Origin of the sequence: Streptomyces griseomycini, assembly GCF_014203535.1 — a bacterium.
Taxonomy (GTDB): domain Bacteria; phylum Actinomycetota; class Actinomycetes; order Streptomycetales; family Streptomycetaceae; genus Streptomyces; species Streptomyces griseomycini.
The window spans coordinates 50,987-71,643 of the sequence record NZ_JACHJI010000023.1 but is presented as its reverse complement, the minus strand read 5'-3'; the positions used below and the strand labels follow the sequence as shown (position 1 = coordinate 71,643).

Annotated in this window: 2 protein-coding genes; both read left to right on the top strand. The window is 75.3% G+C overall.

Annotated features, from left to right (window positions below):
• Positions 1-13,358: non-ribosomal peptide synthetase (locus FHS37_RS35660; protein ID WP_184829001.1), on the top strand; the 13,358-nt coding region annotated here is incomplete at its 5' end.
• On the top strand, positions 13,355-20,566 hold the full coding sequence (locus FHS37_RS35655) for a non-ribosomal peptide synthetase (protein ID WP_184828999.1): 7,212 nt from the start codon (positions 13,355-13,357) through the stop codon (positions 20,564-20,566). The genes FHS37_RS35660 and FHS37_RS35655, both read left to right, overlap by 4 nt.
• Positions 20,567-20,657 lie beyond the last annotated feature (91 nt).

Here is a 20,657-nt window from a genome sequence, read left to right as displayed (position 1 = left end):
TGGCGGCCTACGCCCACCAGGACCTGCCCTTCGAGCGGCTCGTGGAGGAGCTCAAGCCCGAACGCTCCCTCGCCCGCCACCCCCTCTTCCAGGTCATGCTGGCCTCCGCCGACGGAACCGGAGAGGCCGCGGCAGGGCTGCCCGGCGTGACCGCCCGGCCCCTCACCGTCGGCACGCACACCGCGCAGTTCGACCTGTACCTCACGTTCCGGGAACGGCGCGGCGGCGACGGCGCCCTGGGCATCGGCTGCTCCCTGGAGTTCGCCACCGACCTGTTCGACGAGGCCACCGCCCGCCTGCTCGCGGACCGGCTCGTACGCCTCGTGGACGCCGCGACCCGGACGCCCGGCACCGCCGTCGCGGACCTCGACCTGCTGGACCCGGCCGAACGCGCCCAGGCGCTGACCGGCGGCCACGACACCACGGCCGACGTCCCCACGGCGTCCCCGGCCGGGCTGTTCGCGGAGCAGGCCGCCCGGACCCCCGACGCCGTGGCCCTGACGGCCCGGGGCCGCACGCTCACCTACCGGGAACTGGACGAGGCCGCCAACCGGCTGGCGCACCACCTCATCGCGCTCGGCTGCGGCCCCGAGCGGTATGTGGCGCTCGCCCTGCCCCGCACCGAGCAGCTGGTCGTCGCGCTGCTCGCCGTGCTCAAGACGGGCGCCGCATACCTTCCCGTCGACCCGGACTTCCCGCGCGACCGGATCGCCCTGATGCTGGCCGAGGCCCGGCCCGGAGTCCTGCTGACCACCCGGGAGCACAGCGACGCCCTGCCCGCCGACGGGGCCGGCCGTGTCGTCGTCCTCGACGCGCCCGACACGCGCGCGGAGCTGGACACGAGGCCCGACCACGACCCGACCGACGCGGACCGCACGGCACCCGCGAACCCCGGCCACCCGGCCTACGTGATCTACACCTCCGGCTCGACCGGCCGCCCCAAGGGCGTCGTCGTGCCGTCCGGGGCGCTCGTCAACTTCCTGCACGACATGGGCCGCAGGGCCGGTCTCGTCCCCGGAGACCGGCTGCTCGCCGTGACCACCGTGGGCTTCGACATCGCCGCCCTGGAGATCTTCGGCCCCCTCCTGAACGGCGCCGAGGTCGTCCTCGCCGACGGGGACGAGGCGCGCGACCCCGCCGCCCTGCGCGCGCTCCTCACCGGACACGGCGTCACCGTCATGCAGGCCACCCCCAGCCTCTGGCAGGCGCTCACCGCCGACGGCGGGCCCGCCGCCCTGAACGGGGTGCGCGTGCTGACCGGCGGCGAGGCGCTGCCCGCGGCCCTGGCCCGCACCCTGCGCCGGAACGCCGCCTCCGTCCTCAACGTGTACGGCCCGACCGAGACCACCGTGTGGTCCACCGCCTCCGTCGTCGACGCGAGGGCCGAGCAGGCCCCCGACATCGGCGTCCCGATCGCCAACACGCGCACGTACGTCCTCGACCGCGCCCTTCGCCCGGTCCCGCCGGGCGTCGTGGGCGAGCTGTACATCGCCGGAACCGGCGTCGTCCGCGGCTACCTCGACCGCCGCGACCTCACGTCCGAGCGGTTCGTCGCCGACCCGTACGGCCCTGTGCACGGCGCGCCCGGCGCCCGCATGTACCGCACCGGCGACCTGGCGCGCCGCACCGCGGACGGGCGTCTGAGGTTCGTCTCCCGCGCCGACGACCAGGTGAAACTGCGCGGCTTCCGGATCGAGCTCGGCGAGGTCGAGGCGGCCCTCGCCACCCACCCGGACGTGCGGCTGGCCGCCGCCGCGGTGCGCGAGGACCGGCCCGGCGACCGGCGCCTGGTCGCCTACGTGGTGCCCGCCGACGGCCGGGCCCCGCAGGCCGCGGTGCTGCGCGAGCACGCCGCCGGGGCCCTGCCCGACTACATGGTGCCGTCCCTGTTCGTCACCCTGGACGCGCTGCCGCTGACCCCGAACGGGAAGCTCGACCGTCGGTCCCTGCCCGCACCCGCGTACGACGCCGACGGCGGCGGGCGGGCGCCGCGCACCCCGCGCGAGGAGATCCTGTGCGCCCTGTTCGCCGATGTGCTCGGCGTGCCGGGGGTCACCGTCGACGACGACTTCTTCGCCCTCGGCGGGCACTCCCTGCTCGCCACCCGGCTCGTCGGCCGCATCCGGACCACCCTCGGCACCGAGCTGCCCCTGCGGGTGCTGTTCGAGGCGCCGACCGTCGCCCGGCTCGCGCCCCGCCTGGACACCGCCGACCGCGCCCGCGAGGCCGTCACGGCCGGCCACCGCCCCGAGCGGCTGCCCCTGTCGTACGCGCAGACGCGGCTGTGGTTCCTCAACCGCTACGAGGGTCCCTCCGCGACGTACAACATGCCGCTCGCGCTGCGGCTCACCGGCACCCTCGACCAGCGGGCCCTGGCCGCCGCGCTCACCGACCTCGTGGACCGGCACGAGCCGCTGCGCACCGTCTTCGCGGAGGACGCCGAAGGCCCGCACCAGATCGTCCGCGACACCGTGCCCCTCGAACCCGAGACGGTCGACGTGACGCCGGACGAACTGGACACCCGCCTCGCCGAGACCGCCCGGTACGGGTTCGACCTGTCCGCCGAACGGCCCGTGCGGGCCTGGCTGTTCAGCCTGCCCGGGCCGGAGGACGCGGCCGCGCGCGAGCATGTGCTGCTGCTCCTCGTGCACCACATCGCCGCCGACGGCTGGTCGCTGCCCGTCCTCGCCCGCGACCTGCACCGCGCCTACACCGCGCGGTGCGCGGGACGCCGTCCCGACTGGGCGCCGCTGCCCGTCGGCTACGCCGACCACGCGCTGTGGCAGCGCCGTGTCCTCGGTGACGCCGACGGCCCGGCCGGCGCCGCCGACACGCCCGTCGTCCGGCAGCTCGACCACTGGCGCGCCGCCCTCGCCGGCCTTCCCGAGGAGATCGCCCTCCCCACGGACCGGCCCCGGCCCGCCACGCCCACCCACCGCGGCGACCGCGTCGACTTCGCCGTGTCAGCCCGGCTGCACGCCGGGTTGGACCGGCTCGCCCGGGACCACCACTGCAGCATGTTCATGGTCCTCCAGGCGGCCGTCGCCGCGCTGCTGTCCCGGCTGGGGGCGGGCACCGACATCCCGCTCGGCAGCCCCGTCGCGGGACGCGGCGACGAGGCGGTGGAGGACCTCGTCGGTGTGTTCGTCAACACGCTGGTGCTGCGCACGGACCTGTCCGGCGACCCCACGTTCGCCGAGCTGCTGGCCCGCGTCCGGGAGACCGACCTCGCCGCCTACGCCCACCAGGACGTGCCCTTCGAACGGCTCGTCGAGGAGCTCAACCCGGAGCGCTCACCCGCCCGGCACCCGCTCTTCCAGGTCCTGCTCGTCCTCAACAACCATGTGCGGGACGCCGGGATGCGCGCGCTGCCCGGCCTCACCGCCACCGCCGTGCCCGTCGACACCGGTGTGGCCCGCTTCGACCTGCTGCTGTCCTTCACCGAGCGGCGCGCCGACGACGGCGGCCCCGCCGGGATCGACGCGGCCCTCGAGTTCAGCGGCGACCTGTTCGACCGCGCCACCGCCGACCGGATCACCGAGCGGCTGCTGCGGCTCGTCGAGGCCGTCACCGCCGACGGCGACCGGCCGGTGCACACGATCGATCTGCTCACCCCCGGTGAGCGCCGCCTGCTGCTTCAGGAGTGGAACGCCACCGGCCGGGACGTGCCCGCGACCACCCTGCCCGCCCTGTTCGAGCGGCAGGCCGCCCGCACCCCGGACGCGCCCGCCGTCCTCGACGGGGACAACACGCTCACGTACCGGGAGCTCAACGCCCGAGCCAACCGGCTCGCCCGCCACCTCATCGGCCGCGGCGTCGGGCCCGAGTCCCGCGTCGCCCTCGCCATGCCCCGCTCCGAGCGGTGGGTGGTGGCGCTCCTCGCGGTCCTCAAGGCCGGTGCCGCCTGGCTGCCCATCGCCCCCGACCAGCCCGCCGAACGCACCGCGTTCATGCTCGCCGACAGCCGGCCGGCGCTCGTGCTCTCCGGCGACGAACCGGAGGTGTCCGGCGGCCACGGCCCCGGTGACCGCCCGGCCGACGGCGACGTCACCGACGCCGAGCGGACCGCGCCGCTGCTGCCCGGCCACCCCGCCTACACCATCTACACCTCCGGCTCCACCGGCCGGCCCAAGGCCGTCGTGATGCCGACCGAGGCCGTGGTGAACCTGCTGGAGTGGCACCACACCGCCATCGGCGGCGGCACCGGCACCGTCACCGCGCAGTTCACGGCGATCGGCTTCGACGTGTCGGCGCAGGAGATCCTGTCGACCCTGCTGTACGGCAAGACGCTCGCCCTGTGCCCGGAGGACGTACGCCGCGACGCCGACGCCCTGGCCGCCTGGCTGGACCGCGTCGGCGCCAACGAGCTGTACGCCCCGAACCTGGTCGTGGACGCGGTCTGCCGGGCCGCCGACGAACAGGGCCTCGACCTGCCCGGCCTGCGCAACATCGCGCAGGCCGGCGAGGCCCTGACCCCGCGCGGCGCGATACGCGGCTATCACGCCCGGCGGCCCGGTCGCCTGCTGCACAACCACTACGGGCCCACCGAGACCCACGTCGTCACGGCCCACACGATGCCCGGCGACACCGAGGCCTGGACCGGCACCGCGCCCATCGGCCGCCCCGTCGCCAACACCCGCGCCTACGTGCTCGACACCCGCCTGCGCCCCGTGCCCGTCGGCTCCACCGGCGAGCTGTACATCGCCGGCACCGGACTCGCCCGCGGTTACTGGGACCGGCCGTCCCTGACCGCCGAGCGCTTCGTGCCCTGCCCGTTCGGGGAGCCCGGCGAGCGCATGTACCGCACCGGCGACCTGGCCCGCTGGAACCCCGACGGCCACCTGGAGTACCTCGGCCGGGCCGACGACCAGGTGAAGGTCCGCGGCTTCCGCATCGAGCCGGGCGAGGTCACCGCCCGGCTGGCCGGCCACCCGGACGTCGCCCGCGCCGCCGTCGTCGTGCGCGAGGACACCCCGGGCGACCGGCGGCTCGTCGGCTACGTCGTACCGGAGGACGGCACGGCCACGGATCCGGCGGCGCTGCGCCGCCACCTGGCGGCGGCGCTCCCGGACTACATGGTGCCGTCCGCCTTCGTAGCCCTCGACGCCCTGCCGCTGACCCCCAACGGCAAGCTGGACCGCCGGGCGCTGCCCGCGCCCGCCCCCGCCGACGCCGCGGGAGCCGGCTCGGGCCGGGCCCCGCGCACCCCGCACGAGGAGCTGCTGTGCGGTCTGTTCGCCGAGGTGCTGGGCCTGCCCGCGGTCACCGTCGACGACGACTTCTTCGCCCTCGGCGGCCACTCGCTGCTCGTCACCCGGCTGGTGAACCGGATCCGCGCCGCCCTGGCGGCCGAGGTGACGGTCCGGCAGGTCTTCGAGTCGCCCACCGCGGCCGGGCTCGCCGCGGTCCTCGACGGCGCCGACCGCGGCCGCAGCCCGGTCACCGCCGCCGACCCGCGGCCCGCGCGGCTGCCGCTGTCGTTCGCGCAGGCACGGCTGTGGTTCCTCGAACGCCTCCAGGGGCCCTCCGCCACGTACACGATCCCCGCCGCGCTCCGCGTCACCGGGACCCTCGACACCGGCGCGCTGCGACAGGCCCTCGCCGACACCGTGGCCCGGCACGAGGCCCTGCGGACCGTGTACGCCGAGGACGCCGAGGGACCGCACCAGGTCGTCCTGGACGCCGGCACGGCACCGGAGCTCCACGTGGAGACCACCCCGCGCGGGGAACTGGACGAGCGGGTCGCCGAAGCGGTCCGCCGGCCCTTCGACATCCGCACCGAACCCCCGGTGCGGGCCCACCTGTTCACCGAGGCGGACGCCCCTGGGGGCGCCGCGCGGGAGCATGTGCTCGTCCTGCTCGTGCACCACATCGCCGGCGACGGCTGGTCGATGCCCCTCGTCGGCCGCGACCTGGCCACCGCCTACGCGGCCCGCAGCGACGGACGGCGGCCCGACTGGCAGCCGCTGCCCGTGCAGTACGCCGACTACGCCCTCTGGCAGCGCCGGGTCCTCGGCGACGACGGCGACCCCGACAGCCCGCTGGCCCGCCAACTGCGGTACTGGCGCGACGCGCTCGACGGCGCGCCGCAGGAGCTGGACCTGCCCACCGACCGGCCCCGCCCCGCCGCCACCGCCCACCACGGCGACCAGGTGACGCTGGAGATCCCGGCCGGTCTGTACGCCCGGCTGCGGCGACTGGCCGACGAGACCCGCTCCAGCCTGTTCATGGTGCTCCAGGCGGGCCTGGCCGCCCTCCTCACCCGGCTCGGCGCGGGCACCGACATCCCGGTGGGCGCGCCCGTCGCGGGCCGCACCGACGACGCCGTCACCGACGTGGTCGGACTGTTCGTCAACACGCTCGTGCTGCGCACCGACACCTCCGGCGACCCGACCTTCGCCGAGCTGATCGCCCGCGTCCGGGAGACCGACCTGGCCGCGTACGCCCACCAGGACGTGCCGTTCGAGCGGCTGGTGGAGGAGCTGGCCCCCGAGCGTTCCCTCGCCCGGCACCCGCTCTTCCAGGTCGCGCTGGCGCTCAACAACACGGCCGAGTCCGGGGTGTCGCACACCCTGCGGCTGCCGGGCGCCTCCACCGCGCCGTACGAGGTGGGCACCTCCACCGCCAAGGTCGACCTCACGTTCGCCCTGCAGGAGCGGACGGAGGCCGCCAGGGACGGGCTGCGCGGCGTCCTGGAGTACAGCACCGACCTGTTCGACCGGCCGACGGCGGACGCGCTCGCCGCCCGCTGGGTCCGCCTGCTCGACGCGCTGTCCGCGGCCCCCGACCGGCGCATCGGCGCGGCGGAACTGCTGGACGCCGCCGAACTGCGCCGCGTACACGACGAGTGGGGCAACGGCGGGCCCGCCCTGCCGCCGCGGCCCCTGCACGCCCTGATCGAGGACCAGGCGGCCCGCACCCCGGACTACGTCGCCGTGGAGGGCGACACCGGACCGCTCACCTACCGGGAGCTGAACACCCGCGCCAACCGGCTCGCCCGGCTGCTCGCCGCCGAGGGCGCGGGCCCCGACCGGCTCGTGGCCCTGCTCGTGCCGCGCAGCACCGCGTGGGTCGTGGCGATGGCCGCCGTCGCCAAGGCCGGCGCCGCCTGGCTGCCGGTGGACCCCGCGCACCCGGCCGACCGCATCGCCCACATGCTCGACGACGCGGCACCGGTCCTCGTGGTCACCGACTCCCGCGGCAGGGAGGCGGCGATGGCCGGCCTGGGCGCGGACGCCGCCGCCCGAGTCGTCGACCTCGACACGGACGGCGTCCGGGACCGCCTGGCCGACCTGCCCGGCACCGACCTCACGGACGCCGACCGCGCCGCCCCCGTCCACCCGGCGCACACCGCGTACGTCATCCACACCTCCGGCTCCACCGGCCGCCCCAAGGGCGTGGCCGTCTCCCACCACGGGCTCAGCTCGATGCTCACCGGCCACATCCGGAACCTGGCCATGGACACCTCCAGCCGGGTCCTGCAGATGATGTCGCTCAGCTTCGACGCCGCCGTCGCCGACGTCGTCCAGGCACTGGTCTCCGGTGCGACCCTGGTGCTCGGCCCCGCCGACAACCGGCTCCCCGGCGAGGAGATCGCCGCCCTGCTGACCGAGAAGGCGGCCACCCACGTACTGCTGCCGCCGCCGGTCCTGGCCACCGTGCCCGAGGACCGCGCCGCGACCGTGCGGACCGTGATGACCGGCGGCGAGTCGCTCGGCGTGGAACTCGCCGCGCGCTGGATCCGCGGCGGCCGCCGCGTCATCGACGCCTACGGGCCGACGGAGGCCACGGTCACCGCCACCATGAGCGAGCCGCTCGCCGAGGGCGAGGTCCCGCACATCGGCCGGCCCCTGCCCGGCACCCGCGTGTACGTCCTCGACCGCGGACTGCGCCCGGTGCCGCCGGGCGTGGGCGGCGAGCTGTACATCGCCGGCGCCGGCGTCGCCCGAGGCTACGTGGGGCGCGCCGCACTGACCGCGGAGCGCTTCGTGCCCTGCCCGTTCGGCGAGCCCGGGGCGCGCATGTACCGCACGGGCGACCTGGTCCGCTGGAACCCCGACGGCCACCTGGAGTTCCTCGGCCGCACGGACGACCAGGTCAAGGTGCGCGGCGTACGCGTCGAGCCCGGCGAGATCCGGGCCGCCGTCACCGCCCTGGCGCAGGTGCGGACGGCGGAGGTGCTGGTGCGCGAGGACCGGCCGGGCGACCGGCGGCTCGTCGCCTACGTCGTCCCCGCGGACGGTGCCGCGCCCGCCCCCGGCGAACTGCGCGAGCAGGTCGCCCGGATCCTGCCCGACCACCTCGTGCCGTCGGCGTTCGTGGTGCTCGACGCGCTGCCGCTGACCGCGAACGGCAAGCTGGACCGCGACGCCCTGCCGGCCCCCGCACCGACCGCCGGCACCGGCCGTGCCCCCCGCACGACCCGCGAGGAGATCCTCTGCGCGCTGTTCGCCGAAGTGCTCGGCGTGGAGCGGGTCTCCATCGACGACTCCTTCTTCGACCTGGGCGGACACTCGCTGCTCGCCACCCGGCTCGTCAGCCGCATCCGTGCCGTCCTGGACACCGAGGTCGCCATCCGCGCCCTGTTCGACGCGCCGACCGTCGCCGGACTCGCGGCCGCCCTGCCGGGCGCCACCGGCACCCGCGTCCCCGTCACGGCGGGGCCCCGGCCCGACCGGATGCCCCTGTCGTACGGGCAGCGCAGGCTGTGGTTCCTCAACCGCTTCGAGGGACCCGGCGCCGGTTACAACATGCCGCTGTCGCTGCGGCTCACCGGCCCGCTCGACCGTACGGCCCTGGCCGCCGCCGTCCGCGACGTCGTGGCCCGGCACGAGACGCTGCGCACCTCCTTCGGCGAGGACGAGGAAGGGCCCTACCAGCGGGTGGTCGACGCCGCCGACGCGGACGCGGAGCTGCTCGTCGTCCCCGTCGCACAGGACGAACTCGACGAGCGGCTGGCGCGGGAGGCCCGGCACCCGTTCGACCTGGGTGCGGAACTTCCCCTGCGCGTCCGGCTGTTCGCCCTGGCCGAGGACGACCACGTGCTGCTGCTGCTCATGCACCACATCGCCGCCGACGGCTGGTCGATCCCGCTGCTGGCGCGCGACCTCACCCGCGCCTACACCGCACGGCTGGACGGCACCGGACCGGACTGGCCCGCGCTGCCGGTGACGTACACCGACTACACGCGCTGGCAGCGCGAACTGCTCGGCGACGAGAACGACGGCGACAGCGAGACGGCCGCACAACTGGCCTACTGGACGCGCACCCTGCGCGGGCTGCCCGAGGAACTGCCGCTGCCCACCGACCGGCCGCGCCCCGCGTCCCCGTCCTACCGCGGCGACCGCTTCGAGATCCCGGTGCCCGCCGGACTGCACGACCGGCTGCACACCCTGGCCCAGGAACACCACGCGAGCGTCTTCATGGTGCTGCAGGCGGCCCTGGCCACCCTGCTGTACCGGATGGGCGGCGGCACCGACATCCCCGTCGGCTCGCCCGTCGCCGGCCGCACCGACGAAGCCCTGGACGAGCTCGTGGGCTTCTTCGTCAACACGCTGGTGCTGCGCACCGACGTGTCCGGCAGCCCGTCCTTCGCCGAACTCCTCGACCGGGTACGGGACTCCGTGCTGAGCGCCTACGCCCATCAGGACGTGCCGTTCGAGCGGCTGGTGGACGCCCTCGGCCCGGAACGGACCCTCGCCCGCCACCCGCTGTTCCAGGTGGTGCTGTCACTCAACAACACGGCCCGCGCCGTGCCCGGCGGCACCGCCGGGCACGGACTGCGCGTCGCCCCGCACCCGGTGGGCACCGGCACCGCCACCTTCGACCTGCTCTTCGGCTTCGGCGAGGAGCCGTCCGCCGACGGCACGCCCGGCGACCTGTACTGCTCCGTCGAGTACAGCACCGACCTCTTCGACGAGGCGACCGTACGGGCCGTCGCCGACCGCTATCTGCGGCTCCTCCAGGCCGTCGCGGCCGACCCGGCGACATCGGTGGACCGCATCGACGTCCTCGCGCCCGCCGAGCGGGACCTCGTCCTCGGCACATGGCACGACACCGCCCTGGACCTGCCCGAGCGCACCTGGCCCCGGCTGTTCGAGGACCAGGTGCGGCGCACCCCGAAGGGCGTCGCCGTCGAGCACGCCGGCACCGCCCTGACATACGAGGAGCTCGACGCCCGGGCCAACCGGCTCGCCCACCACCTCATCGGTCTCGGCGTGGGGCCCGAGCAGTTCGTGGCCGTCGCCCTGCCCCGCACCGAGGACCTCGTGGTCGCCCTCGTCGCCCTCCTCAAGGCCGGCGCGGGGTACCTGCCGATCGACCCCAACTACCCGGCCGACCGCATCGCCTACATGCTGGAGCAGGCGCGCCCCGCCCTGCTGGTGACCACCACCGGCACCGCCGGGACGCTGCCCGCCGGCGACACTCCGCGGCTGCTGCTCGACACCCCGCGGACCCGGGCCGCCGTCGCCGCGAGCCCCGGCCACCGCCCGACCGACGACGACCGCAACGCCCCGCTGCGGCTGGACGGCGCGGCGTACGCCGTCTACACCTCGGGCTCCACCGGCCGCCCCAAGGGCGTCGTCGTCCCCCACACGGGACTCGCGTCGCTCGCCGCGGCCCACGTCGACAAGCTCGCCCTCGACCCCGGCAGCCGCGTCCTGCAGCTGGTGTCGCCCAACTTCGACGCGGCGATCGGCGACTTCGTGATGACGCTGCTCACCGGCGCCACCATGGTCCTCGGCCCGGTCTCCGGCCTCGTCGGCGGCGACGAACTCGCCGACCTGATCACCTCGGAGCGGGTGACGCACACGGCCCTGCCGCCCACGCTGCTCGCCACGCTCGACCCCGAACGCGCCCGCACCCTGGAGGGCGTGCTCATGGGCGGCGAGTCGTTCTCCGCCGAGCTGGCCCAGCGCTGGTGGCGGGCTGGGGTGCGGGTCATCAACGTGTACGGCGCGACCGAGTCGACCGTGCTGACCACCATGAGCGACCCGCTGCGCGGCGACACCGTCCCCGACGCCGGCCGGCCGATCCCCAACGACCGCCTCCACGTCCTGGACGCGGCGCTCAACCCGGTGCCGCCCGGAGTGACCGGAGAGGCGTACCTCGCCGGGGCGGGCGTGGCCCGCGGCTATCTCGGGCGTCCCGACCTGACCGCGGAACGCTTCGTGCCCGACCCGTTCGGCCCGCCGGGCACCCGGATGTACCGCACCGGCGACCTGGTGCGCCGCACCGGCGACGGCCGCGTGGTGTTCGTCGGCCGCGCCGACGAGCAGGTGAAGATCCGCGGCTTCCGGGTCGAGCTCAGCGAGATCGAGGCCGTCCTGGCCCAGCACGCCTCGGTGGCGCAGGGCATGGTCACGGTCCGCGAGGACCGGTCGGGCGACCGGCGCCTGGTCGCGTATCTGGTCGGCGCCGGCGGCGAGGTGGACACGGCGGACATCCGCGCCCACCTCAGCCGCACCCTGCCCGACTACATGATCCCGGCCGCCCTGGTGGACCTGGACGAGTTCCCGCTCACCCCCAACGGCAAGATCGACCGCAGGGCGCTGCCCGCACCCGAGTTCGGCGGCGGCGAGCCGGGCCGCGCCGCCCGCGACCCGCGCGAGCAGCTGCTGTGCGAGCTGTTCGCCGACGTCCTCGGCCTGGAACAGGTCGGCGTCGACGACGAGTTCTTCGCGCTCGGCGGCGACAGCATCATGTCGATCCAGCTCGCCAGCCGGGCCCGCAGGCGCGGCCTGGTCCTCACCGCCAAGGAGGTCTTCGAGCACAAGACCCCCGCCGCCCTGGCCCGCGTCGTCACCGAGACCGACGGCGCCGCCGCCGAGGAGGAGGGCGCCGGCATCGGCCCCGTGCCCGCCACGCCCATCGTCCACTGGTTCGCCGAACTCGGCGGCCCCGTCGACGAACTCCACCAGTGGCGGGTCACGCAGGCCCCGGAAGGCTGCGCCCTGGAGACGCTGACCGCCACCGTGCAGGCGCTGCTCGACCACCACGACGCCCTGCGGCTGCGGCTCACCACCGAGCCCGGAACCCCGGGCGAGGGCCCGGGCGCGGGCGACGGCTGGCGGCTGGAGGTCACCGCACCCGGCACCGTCGACGCACGGCGGTCCGTGCAGCGGGTGGACTGCGCCGGCCTGGGCGACGACGCCTTCCTGAAGGTGATGGCCGAGCACGCGGACGCCGCGCGCCGGCGGCTGTCGCTCCGGGACGGCTCGCTGGTGCAGGCCGTCTGGTTCGACCGGGGCCCGGACGAGCCCGGCCGGATCTTCCTGAGCGTGCACCACATCGCCGTCGACGGCGTGTCCTGGCGGATCCTGCTGCCGGACCTCGAGGAGGCCTGGCAGGCGGTCGCCCGGGGCGAGCAGCCCGCGCTCCAGCCCGTCGGCACCTCCCTGCGCGGCTGGGCCCGGCGGCTCACCGACTGGGCGCAGGATCCCGCCCGGGAGACCGAACTGGCCCACTGGGAAGAGGTGCTGGGCCGGGGCGAGCCCCGGCTGGGCCGCCGCCCCCTGGACCCGGACCTGGACGTCAACGAACGGGGCGCGACCCTCGTCCGGACCCTGCCGCCCGACCTCACCGAGGCCGTCCTGACCACCGTGCCGGAGGCGTTCCGCACCGGCGTCGACGAGGTGCTGCTGACCGCGCTGGCCATGGCCCTCGTGGAACTGCGGGGCGGCGGCGACACCGGCGTCCTGGTGGACCTGGAGGGCCACGGCCGCGCCGAACACCTGCTGCCGGGCAGTGAACTCTCCCGCACCGTCGGCTGGTTCACCGTCATGTACCCGGTGCGGCTCGACCCCGGCAGCTACGACCGGGCCGAGGCGATGTCCGGCGGGCACGCCGCCGGACAGGTCCTCAAACGGATCAAGGAGCAGCTGCGGGCCGTACCGGACGACGGGCTCGGCTACGGCGCCCTGCGCTACCTCAACCCCCGTACGGCACCGCGGCTGGCCGGCCGGGCCGGGGCCCAGATCGGCTTCAACTACCTGGGCCGGTTCGCCGAGTCGGACACCACCGAGGCCGTCACCGACTGGTCGGTGCTCGCCGACCTCGGCGGCGTCGGCGGCCAGGCACCCGGGATGCGGCTGCCGCACGCGCTCGACCTCGCCGCCGTCACCCGGGACGGTGCCCGCGGCCCCGAACTCACGGCCCACTGGCTGTACGCCGCGGACGTGCTCCCGTCCCAGGAGGTCGGCCGCATCGCCGACGCGTGGGTGCGGGCGCTGGAAGCCCTGGTGGAGCACGCCCGCCGGCCGGAGACCGGCGGCTACACCCCCTCGGACATGCCTCTGGTGGAGCTGAGCCAGAGCGAAATCGATCTGCTGGAAGACGACTGGAGGACGTCGGAATGAGTCAGTCGGGACTTGAGGAGATCCTTCCGCTGTCACCGCTGCAGGAAGGCATCTTCTTCCACAGCGTCTACGACGAGACCGCACCCGACCTGTACGCGGTGCAGCTCGTGGTGGACCTGGAGGGCCCGCTGGAGCGCGACGCCCTCAGGGCGGCGGCGGACGGCCTGCTGCGCCGCCACGCCAACCTGCGGGCGAGCTTCCGCTACGAGGGGGTCAACCGCCCGCTCCAGATCGTCCACCGCGCGGTCGAGGTGCCCTGGCACGACATCGACCTCACCGCCCTGGCCGAGGAGGACCGGGACGCCGAGGCCGACCGGGTCGTCGCCGAGGACCGGGCCCGCCGACTGGACCTGGCCGAACCGCCGCTGATGCGGTTCACCCTGGTCGCGCTCGGCGCGGACCGCCACCGGCTCGTCCTGACGTTCCACCACGTCCTGCTCGACGGCTGGTCCCTGCCCGTGCTGTGGCGGGAGCTGTTCGCGCTGTACTCCGGCCGGGGCGACGTCTCGCGGCTGCCCGCGGTGCGCCCGTACCGCGACTACCTGGCCTGGCTGCGGCGGCAGGACCGGGTCGCCGCCGAGAACGCCTGGCGCGAGGCGCTGGGCGACCTGGACGGGCCCACCCTGGTCGCGCCCGACGCCGGCACCGTGTCCATGGTCCCCGGCCAGGTCAACGTCCAGCTGCCGGAGGGGACCACGCGAGCCCTCACCGAGTGGGTGCGCGAGCAGGGCCTCACCATGGGCACCGTCCTGCAGGGAGTCTGGGCGATCGTGCTGTCCCGGCTCACCGGCCGCGACGACGTGGTCGCGGGCGTCACCGTCTCCGGCCGGCCGTCGGAGATCGACGGCGTCGAGAGCATGATCGGCCTGTTCATCAACACCGTGCCCATGCGGGCCCGGCTGCGGCCCGCGCAGCCCATGGCGGAGTTCCTGCGGCACCTCCAGGACACCCAGACCCGGCTGCTGGCCCACCAGCACATCGGCCTCGCCGACATCCGCAGGGCCATCGGCTCCGACGGCCGCGGCGGGCTCTTCGACACCCTCACCGTCTTCGAGAACTACCCCTCCGGAGGCGGTGGCGGGGCCTCCGACGCCGCCCTCAGGGTGACCCGCGTCGACAGCCAGGACGCCAACCACTACCCGCTGTCCCTGATCGGGGCTCCCGGCGAGCGGATCTGGCTGCGCCTGGACCACCGGCCCGACCTGTACGACGAGGCCGCGGCCCGGCGCATCATGGACCGCGTGGTGCGGGCCCTGGAGGCCGTGGCCGCCGCACCCGACAGCCCCGTCGCCCGGATCACCGCCGCCACCGAGCCGGGCGGGGCACCCACCCTGCCGGAGAACTCGGCCGGCACCGCACGCGAGGTGCCCGACGCCGCCCTGCCCGAGCTGTTCCGGGCCCAGGTCCGCCGGGTGCCCGACGCCCCCGCCGTCGTGACCGACGACCGCACGCTCACGTACGCCGGACTCGACGCGCGCGCCAACCGGCTGGCGCACCGGCTCGCCGACGCGGGCGTCGGCCCCGAGTCGGCGGTCGTGCTGCTGATGGAACGCTCGCCCGAGGTTCCGGTCGCCGTGCTCGGCGTCCTCAAGACGGGCGGCCACTACGTGCCCCTCCACCACGGCTTCCCCCTGGACCGGATGCGCGACGCCGCCGGGGAGGCCGGGGCCCGGGCCGTCGTCACGGACCGGGCGACCGCGCCGCGCGCCGACGAACTCGCCGACGCGCTCGGCGTGCCCACGATCGTCGTGGACGACCCGGACGCGGGGGAGTGGCCGGCCGACGACCCCGGGGTGGCCGTGCACCCCGACCAGGCGGCGTACGTGATGTTCACCTCCGGCTCCACCGGCCGGCCCAAGGGCGTCGTGGTGACCCAGCGGGGCGTCGCCGAGCTCGCCCTCGACGGCCGCTGGCACACCGGCGCCCACGAGTCCGTCCTGATGAACGCCACCCTCGCCTTCGACGCCTCCACCTACGAGCTGTGGGTACCGCTGCTCGCGGGCAACCGGATCGTCGTCGTCCCGCCCGGCGAGACCGACGTGGACGCGGTGGCCCGCACCATCACCGGGCACGGCGTCACCGGCGCCCTGCTCACGACCGCGCTGTTCAACGTGCTCGCCGAGGAACGCCCCGAGGTCTTCGCCGGCATGCGGGAGGTCACCACGGGCGGCGACGCCGCCTCCGCGCAGGCGTTCCGCCGGGTCCTGGAGCACTGCCCCGGCCTGACGGTCACCAACCTCTACGGCCCGACCGAGATCACCATGAACGCCACCCACCACGCGGTGACCACGGCCGACGCGCTCGGCTCCACGGTCCCCATCGGCGGCGCCATGGACAACACCCGCCTGTACGTCCTGGACGGCGGCCTCCTGCCCGTCCCCGACGGGGTGACCGGCGAGCTGTACGTCGGCGGCGCCGGCGTGGCGCGCGGCTACGCGGGCCGCTCCGCCCTCACCGCGGAGCGCTTCGTCCCCGACCCGTTCGGCCCGGCCGGCTCCCGCATGTACCGCACGGGCGACCTGGTGCGGCGCACCCCCGGCGGCGTCCTGGAGTTCGTCGGACGCGCCGACCACCAGGTCAAGATCCGCGGCTTCCGGATCGAACCCGCCGAGGTGGAGGCCACCGTCGCCCGCCACTCCTCCGTCGGGCAGGCGGTCGTCGTCGCCCGCCGGGACCCGGCGGGCGAGAAGCGCCTCGTGGCCTACGTGGTGCCCGCGGCCGGCGGCGGCGCGGACACCCCGGACCCCGAGGGCCTGCGCGCACACACCGCGCAGACCCTGCCCGGCTACATGGTGCCGACGGCGTTCGTGGTGCTCGACGCGCTGCCGGTGCTGCCGAACGGCAAGGTGAACCCCAAGGCGCTGCCCGACCCCGACTGGGACACCGCCGTCCTGGGCCGCGGCCCGCGCAGCCCCCGCGAGGAGATCCTCTGCGGCCTGTTCGCCGAGGTGCTGGGGCTGCCCCGGATCGGCATCGACGACAACCTCTTCGAGCGGGGCGGGAACTCCCTGCTGGCCACCCGCCTCGTCAGCCGCATCCGCTCCACGCTGCGCACCGAACTCGCCATCCGGGAACTGTTCGAGGCGCCGACGGTGGCCGCGCTCTCCGCCGTCCTGGACCGCAGCGGCGGCGGCCGCGGCGGCATCACCCCGGCGGTCCCGCGGCCGCCGCGCGTCCCGCTGTCCTTCGCCCAGCAGCGCCTGTGGTTCCTGCACAGCGTGGAGGGCCCCAACCCCAGCTACAACCTGCCCGTGCCGCTGCGCCTCACCGGCCGCCTCGACCACGCCGCGCTGCGCGCCGCGCTCACCGACGTCGTCACCCGGCACGAGCCGCTGCGCACCGTCTTCGCGGAGGACGCGAACGGCCCGTACCAGCGGGCCCTGCCGCCCGCGCCCGTCGCCGTCGAGGTCGTCCCCACCGACGAGGGCCGGCTGCGCGGGCTGCTCGACGAGGCCGTACGGCACCGCTTCGACCTGTCGGAGCAACCGCCGCTGAAGGTCTGGCTGTTCCAGATCTCCGAGACCGAGCACGTCCTGCTGCTGCTCATGCACCACATCGCCGCGGACGGCTGGTCCATGCCGCTGCTGCGCCGCGACCTGACCGTCGCCTACGCGGCACGGCACACCGGGCACGCCCCGCGGTGGGAGCCGCTGCCGGTGAACTACGCCGACTACAGCGTGTGGCAGCGGAAGATGCTGGGCAGCGAGGACGACCCCGAATCCGTCCTCTCGCGCCAGCTCGCCCACTGGACCGAGCAGTTGGCCGGCCTGCCGGAGCAGCTCGAGCTGCCCGCCGACCGCGAACGGCCCCTGGTGTCCAGCGGCGAGGGCGGCATGCTCGTCTTCGACGTGCCCGAGCGCACGCACGCCGGACTCGCGAAGCTCGCCCGCGACACCCGCTCCACCCTGTTCATGGTCGTCCAGGCGGGGCTCGCCGCGCTGCTGTCCCGGCTCGGCGCCGGCACCGACATCCCCATCGGCACGCCCATCGCGGGCCGCACCGACGACGCCGTCGGCGAACTGGTCGGCTTCTTCGTCAACTCCCTGGTCCTGCGCACCGACGTGTCCGGCGACCCCACCTTCACCGAACTGGTGGCCCGGGTGCGCGACGTCGACCTCGCCGCCTACGCCCACCAGGACGTGCCGTTCGAACGCCTCGTCGAGATCCTCAACCCCCAGCGGTCCCTGGCCCGCCACCCGCTGTACCAGGTCCAGCTGGCCTTCGACAACAACGACCAGCAGGCCGCCGCCGACGTGCAGGGGCGGCTGCCCGGCCTCACCGTCGCCAACGAGCCCGTCACCGTCGACACCGCCAAGTTCGACCTGCTGTTCTCCTTCGCGGAACGGCGCGGCGCCGACGGGACGCCCGCCGGGATGATCGCCTCCCTGGAGTACGCCCGCGACCTGTTCGACGAGGACACCGCCCGGTCCGTCGTGGACTCCCTGCTGCGGCTCCTCGCGCTCGTCGTGGAGAACCCGGCCGCCCGGGTGCGCCGCATCGACGTCCTCGCGGACCGGGACCGCGACCAGGTCCTCACCGAGTGGAACGCCACCACCCGGGAGCACCCCTGGCGGCCCCTGCCGGAGCTGTTCGAGGAGTGGGCCGCGCGGCGGCCGGACACCCCGGCCGTGGTGCACGAGGCCGTCGCGGACGACGCGGCACCCGGCCCCGTCGAGCACGTGACGTACGGCGAGCTCAACGCGCGGGCCAACCGGCTCGCCCGGCTGCTCATCGGCCGCGGTGTGGGCCCGGAGTCGTACGTCGCCATCGCCCTGCCCCGCTCGCCGCTCCAGGTGACCGCGGTCTGCGCGATCCTCAAGACCGGCGCCGCGTACGTGCCCGTCGACCCGGCCCACCCCGCCGAGCGCGTCGCCTACATGCTCGACGACGCCGACCCGGAAGTCCTCCTGACCACCTCCGACGTGGCCGCCGGTCTGCCCGGGGAGCGCGCGGGCACCGTCCCGCTCGACGACCCGGCGGTCCTTGACGCCCTCGAGGCGCTCCCCGACACCGACGTCACCGACGCCGAGCGCACCTCGCCGGCCCTGCCCCGGCACCCGCTGTACGTCATCTACACCTCCGGCTCCACCGGACGCCCCAAGCCCGTGGTCATGCAGGCCGGCGGCCCGGCCAACCTGGTCGCCTGGCAGGACGGGCTCCTCGCCGGCAACCGGATCACCGCCCAGTTCGCGCCCATCGGGTTCGACGTGTCCGTGCAGGAGATCCTCTCGGCGCTGCTGTACGGCAAGACGCTGGTGCAGTGCCCCGAGGACGTGCGGCGCGACTCCGAGCGCCTGGTGCAGTGGCTGGACCGGCACGGCGTACAGGAGTTGTTCGCACCCAACCTCGTCGTGGAGGCGGTCGCCGACGCGGCCCGCGAACGCGGCCTGGACCTGCCCGAACTGCGCGACATCGTCCAGTCCGGCGAGGCGCTGGTGGCCGGCGACTCCCTGCGCGCCTTCCACTCCCTGGTGCCCGGCCGGCGCCTGCACAACCAGTACGGCCCCACCGAGACCCACGTGATGACCGGCTGGGTGCTGCCCGCGGACCCCGCGGAGTGGGAGGACGCGCCCACCATGGGCGGACCCGTGGACAACGCCCGCCTGCGGGTCCTCGACGCGGCGCTGCGCCCCGTGGCGCCCGGCCGCACCGGTGAGCTGTACATCGCCGGCGCCGGACTCGGCCGCGGCTACCTCAAGCGGCCCGGCATGACCGCCGAGCGCTTCGTCGCCGACCCGTTCGGGGAGCCCGGCGAACGCATGTACCGCACCGGCGACCTGGTCCGCTGGACCCGCGAAGGACAGATCAGGTACATCGGCCGCGCCGACTTCCAGGTGAAGATCCGCGGCTTCCGCGTCGAACCCGGCGAGGTGGAGGCGGCGCTGGTCCGCCACCCGGCCGTCGCGAAGGCCGCCGTGGTCGTCCGCGAGGACTCACCCGGCGAGAAGCGCCTGGTGGCCTACGTCGTACCGGACGAGACCGCCGGCCCGGCCACCGCCGAGGCGCTCGACGAGACGCTGGCCGCGCACGTCCGGGCCGGCCTGCCCGAGTACATGGTCCCCTCCGCGTTCGTCGCCCTGGACGCCCTGCCCCTGACCCGCAACGGCAAGCTGGACCGCCGCGCCCTGCCCGCGCCGCGCCCCGCCGCGGCGTCCCTCGCCCATCCGCGCACCCCGGAGGAGAAGGTCCTCGCCGACCTGTTCGCCGAGCTGCTCGAGGTGGACGCGGTGGGCGTCCACGACGACTTCTTCCGGCTCGGCGGGCACTCCTTCCTCGCCACCCGGCTGGTCCGCCGGATCCGCTCGGACCTCGGCGTGGAGATCTCCGTACGGACCGTCTTCGAGGCGCCGACCGTGGCGGGCCTGGCCCGCGCACTGGGCTCGGACACCTCACGCGATCCGCTCGACCCGCTGCTGCCGCTGCGCCCGAGGGGCGACCGTCCGCCGCTGTTCTGCATCCACCCGGGCTCCGGCACCAGCTGGTCGTTCTCCGGCCTGCTCACCCACCTGGACCCCGAGCAGCCCGTGTACGGACTCCAGGCCCGCGGGCTGACCGAGCCGGACCGGATGCCCGACTCGATCGCGGAGATGGCGGACGACTACGTCGCCCGCATGCGCACGGTCCAGCCGACGGGCCCCTACGCGGTGCTCGGCTGGTCCTTCGGCGGCCTGGTCGCCCACGCCGTCGCCGTCCGGCTGGAGGAGCAGGGCGAGGAGGTGCGGATGCTCGGCATCATGGACACCTTCCCGCCCGACCTGGAGGCGGAGGCGCCCGGCTGGGCCGACCACGAGATCATCGCCCCGCTGCTGGCGTCCGGCTTCTCCTTCGACATGCAGGAGCTGGCCCGGGACCGCGACGCGGTGCTCGCCCGGTACGCCGCGTACCTGGAGGAGGAGAACAACCGCCTCGCCGCGCTGGGCGAGCAGGGCCTGGTGAAGAGCATGAACGCCTACGTCCACAACAACCGGCTGATGGGCACCTTCCGGGCCGGCGTGTTCGGCGGGGACCTGCTCTTCTTCACCGCCCGGCGCCCCACGCCCGGCGTGGAGTACCCCGAGGAGGTCCGGGCCAGGCTCGTGCCGGAGGCCTGGCGGCCGTACGTCAAGGGCACCATCGCCAACCACGACGTGGACTCCACGCACGGCGGGATGCTCTCCGACGCCGAGGCGGTCGCCGTCATCGGCCGTGCCCTGGCCGACGCCCTGTGAGCAGGCACGACCCCGAACCGGCTCCCCCGGGCGGATGGTGACCGTGCGTCATTCAGCCGCCGCTTAAGGACGATGCCCCTGCTCGACGGCC

What these genes read in the sequence shown, in the direction of transcription:
- FHS37_RS35655 (WP_184828999.1), top strand. Translation starts at nt 13,355, where the DNA reads ATGAGTCAGTCGGGACTTGAGGAGATCCTTCCGCTGTCACCGCTGCAG.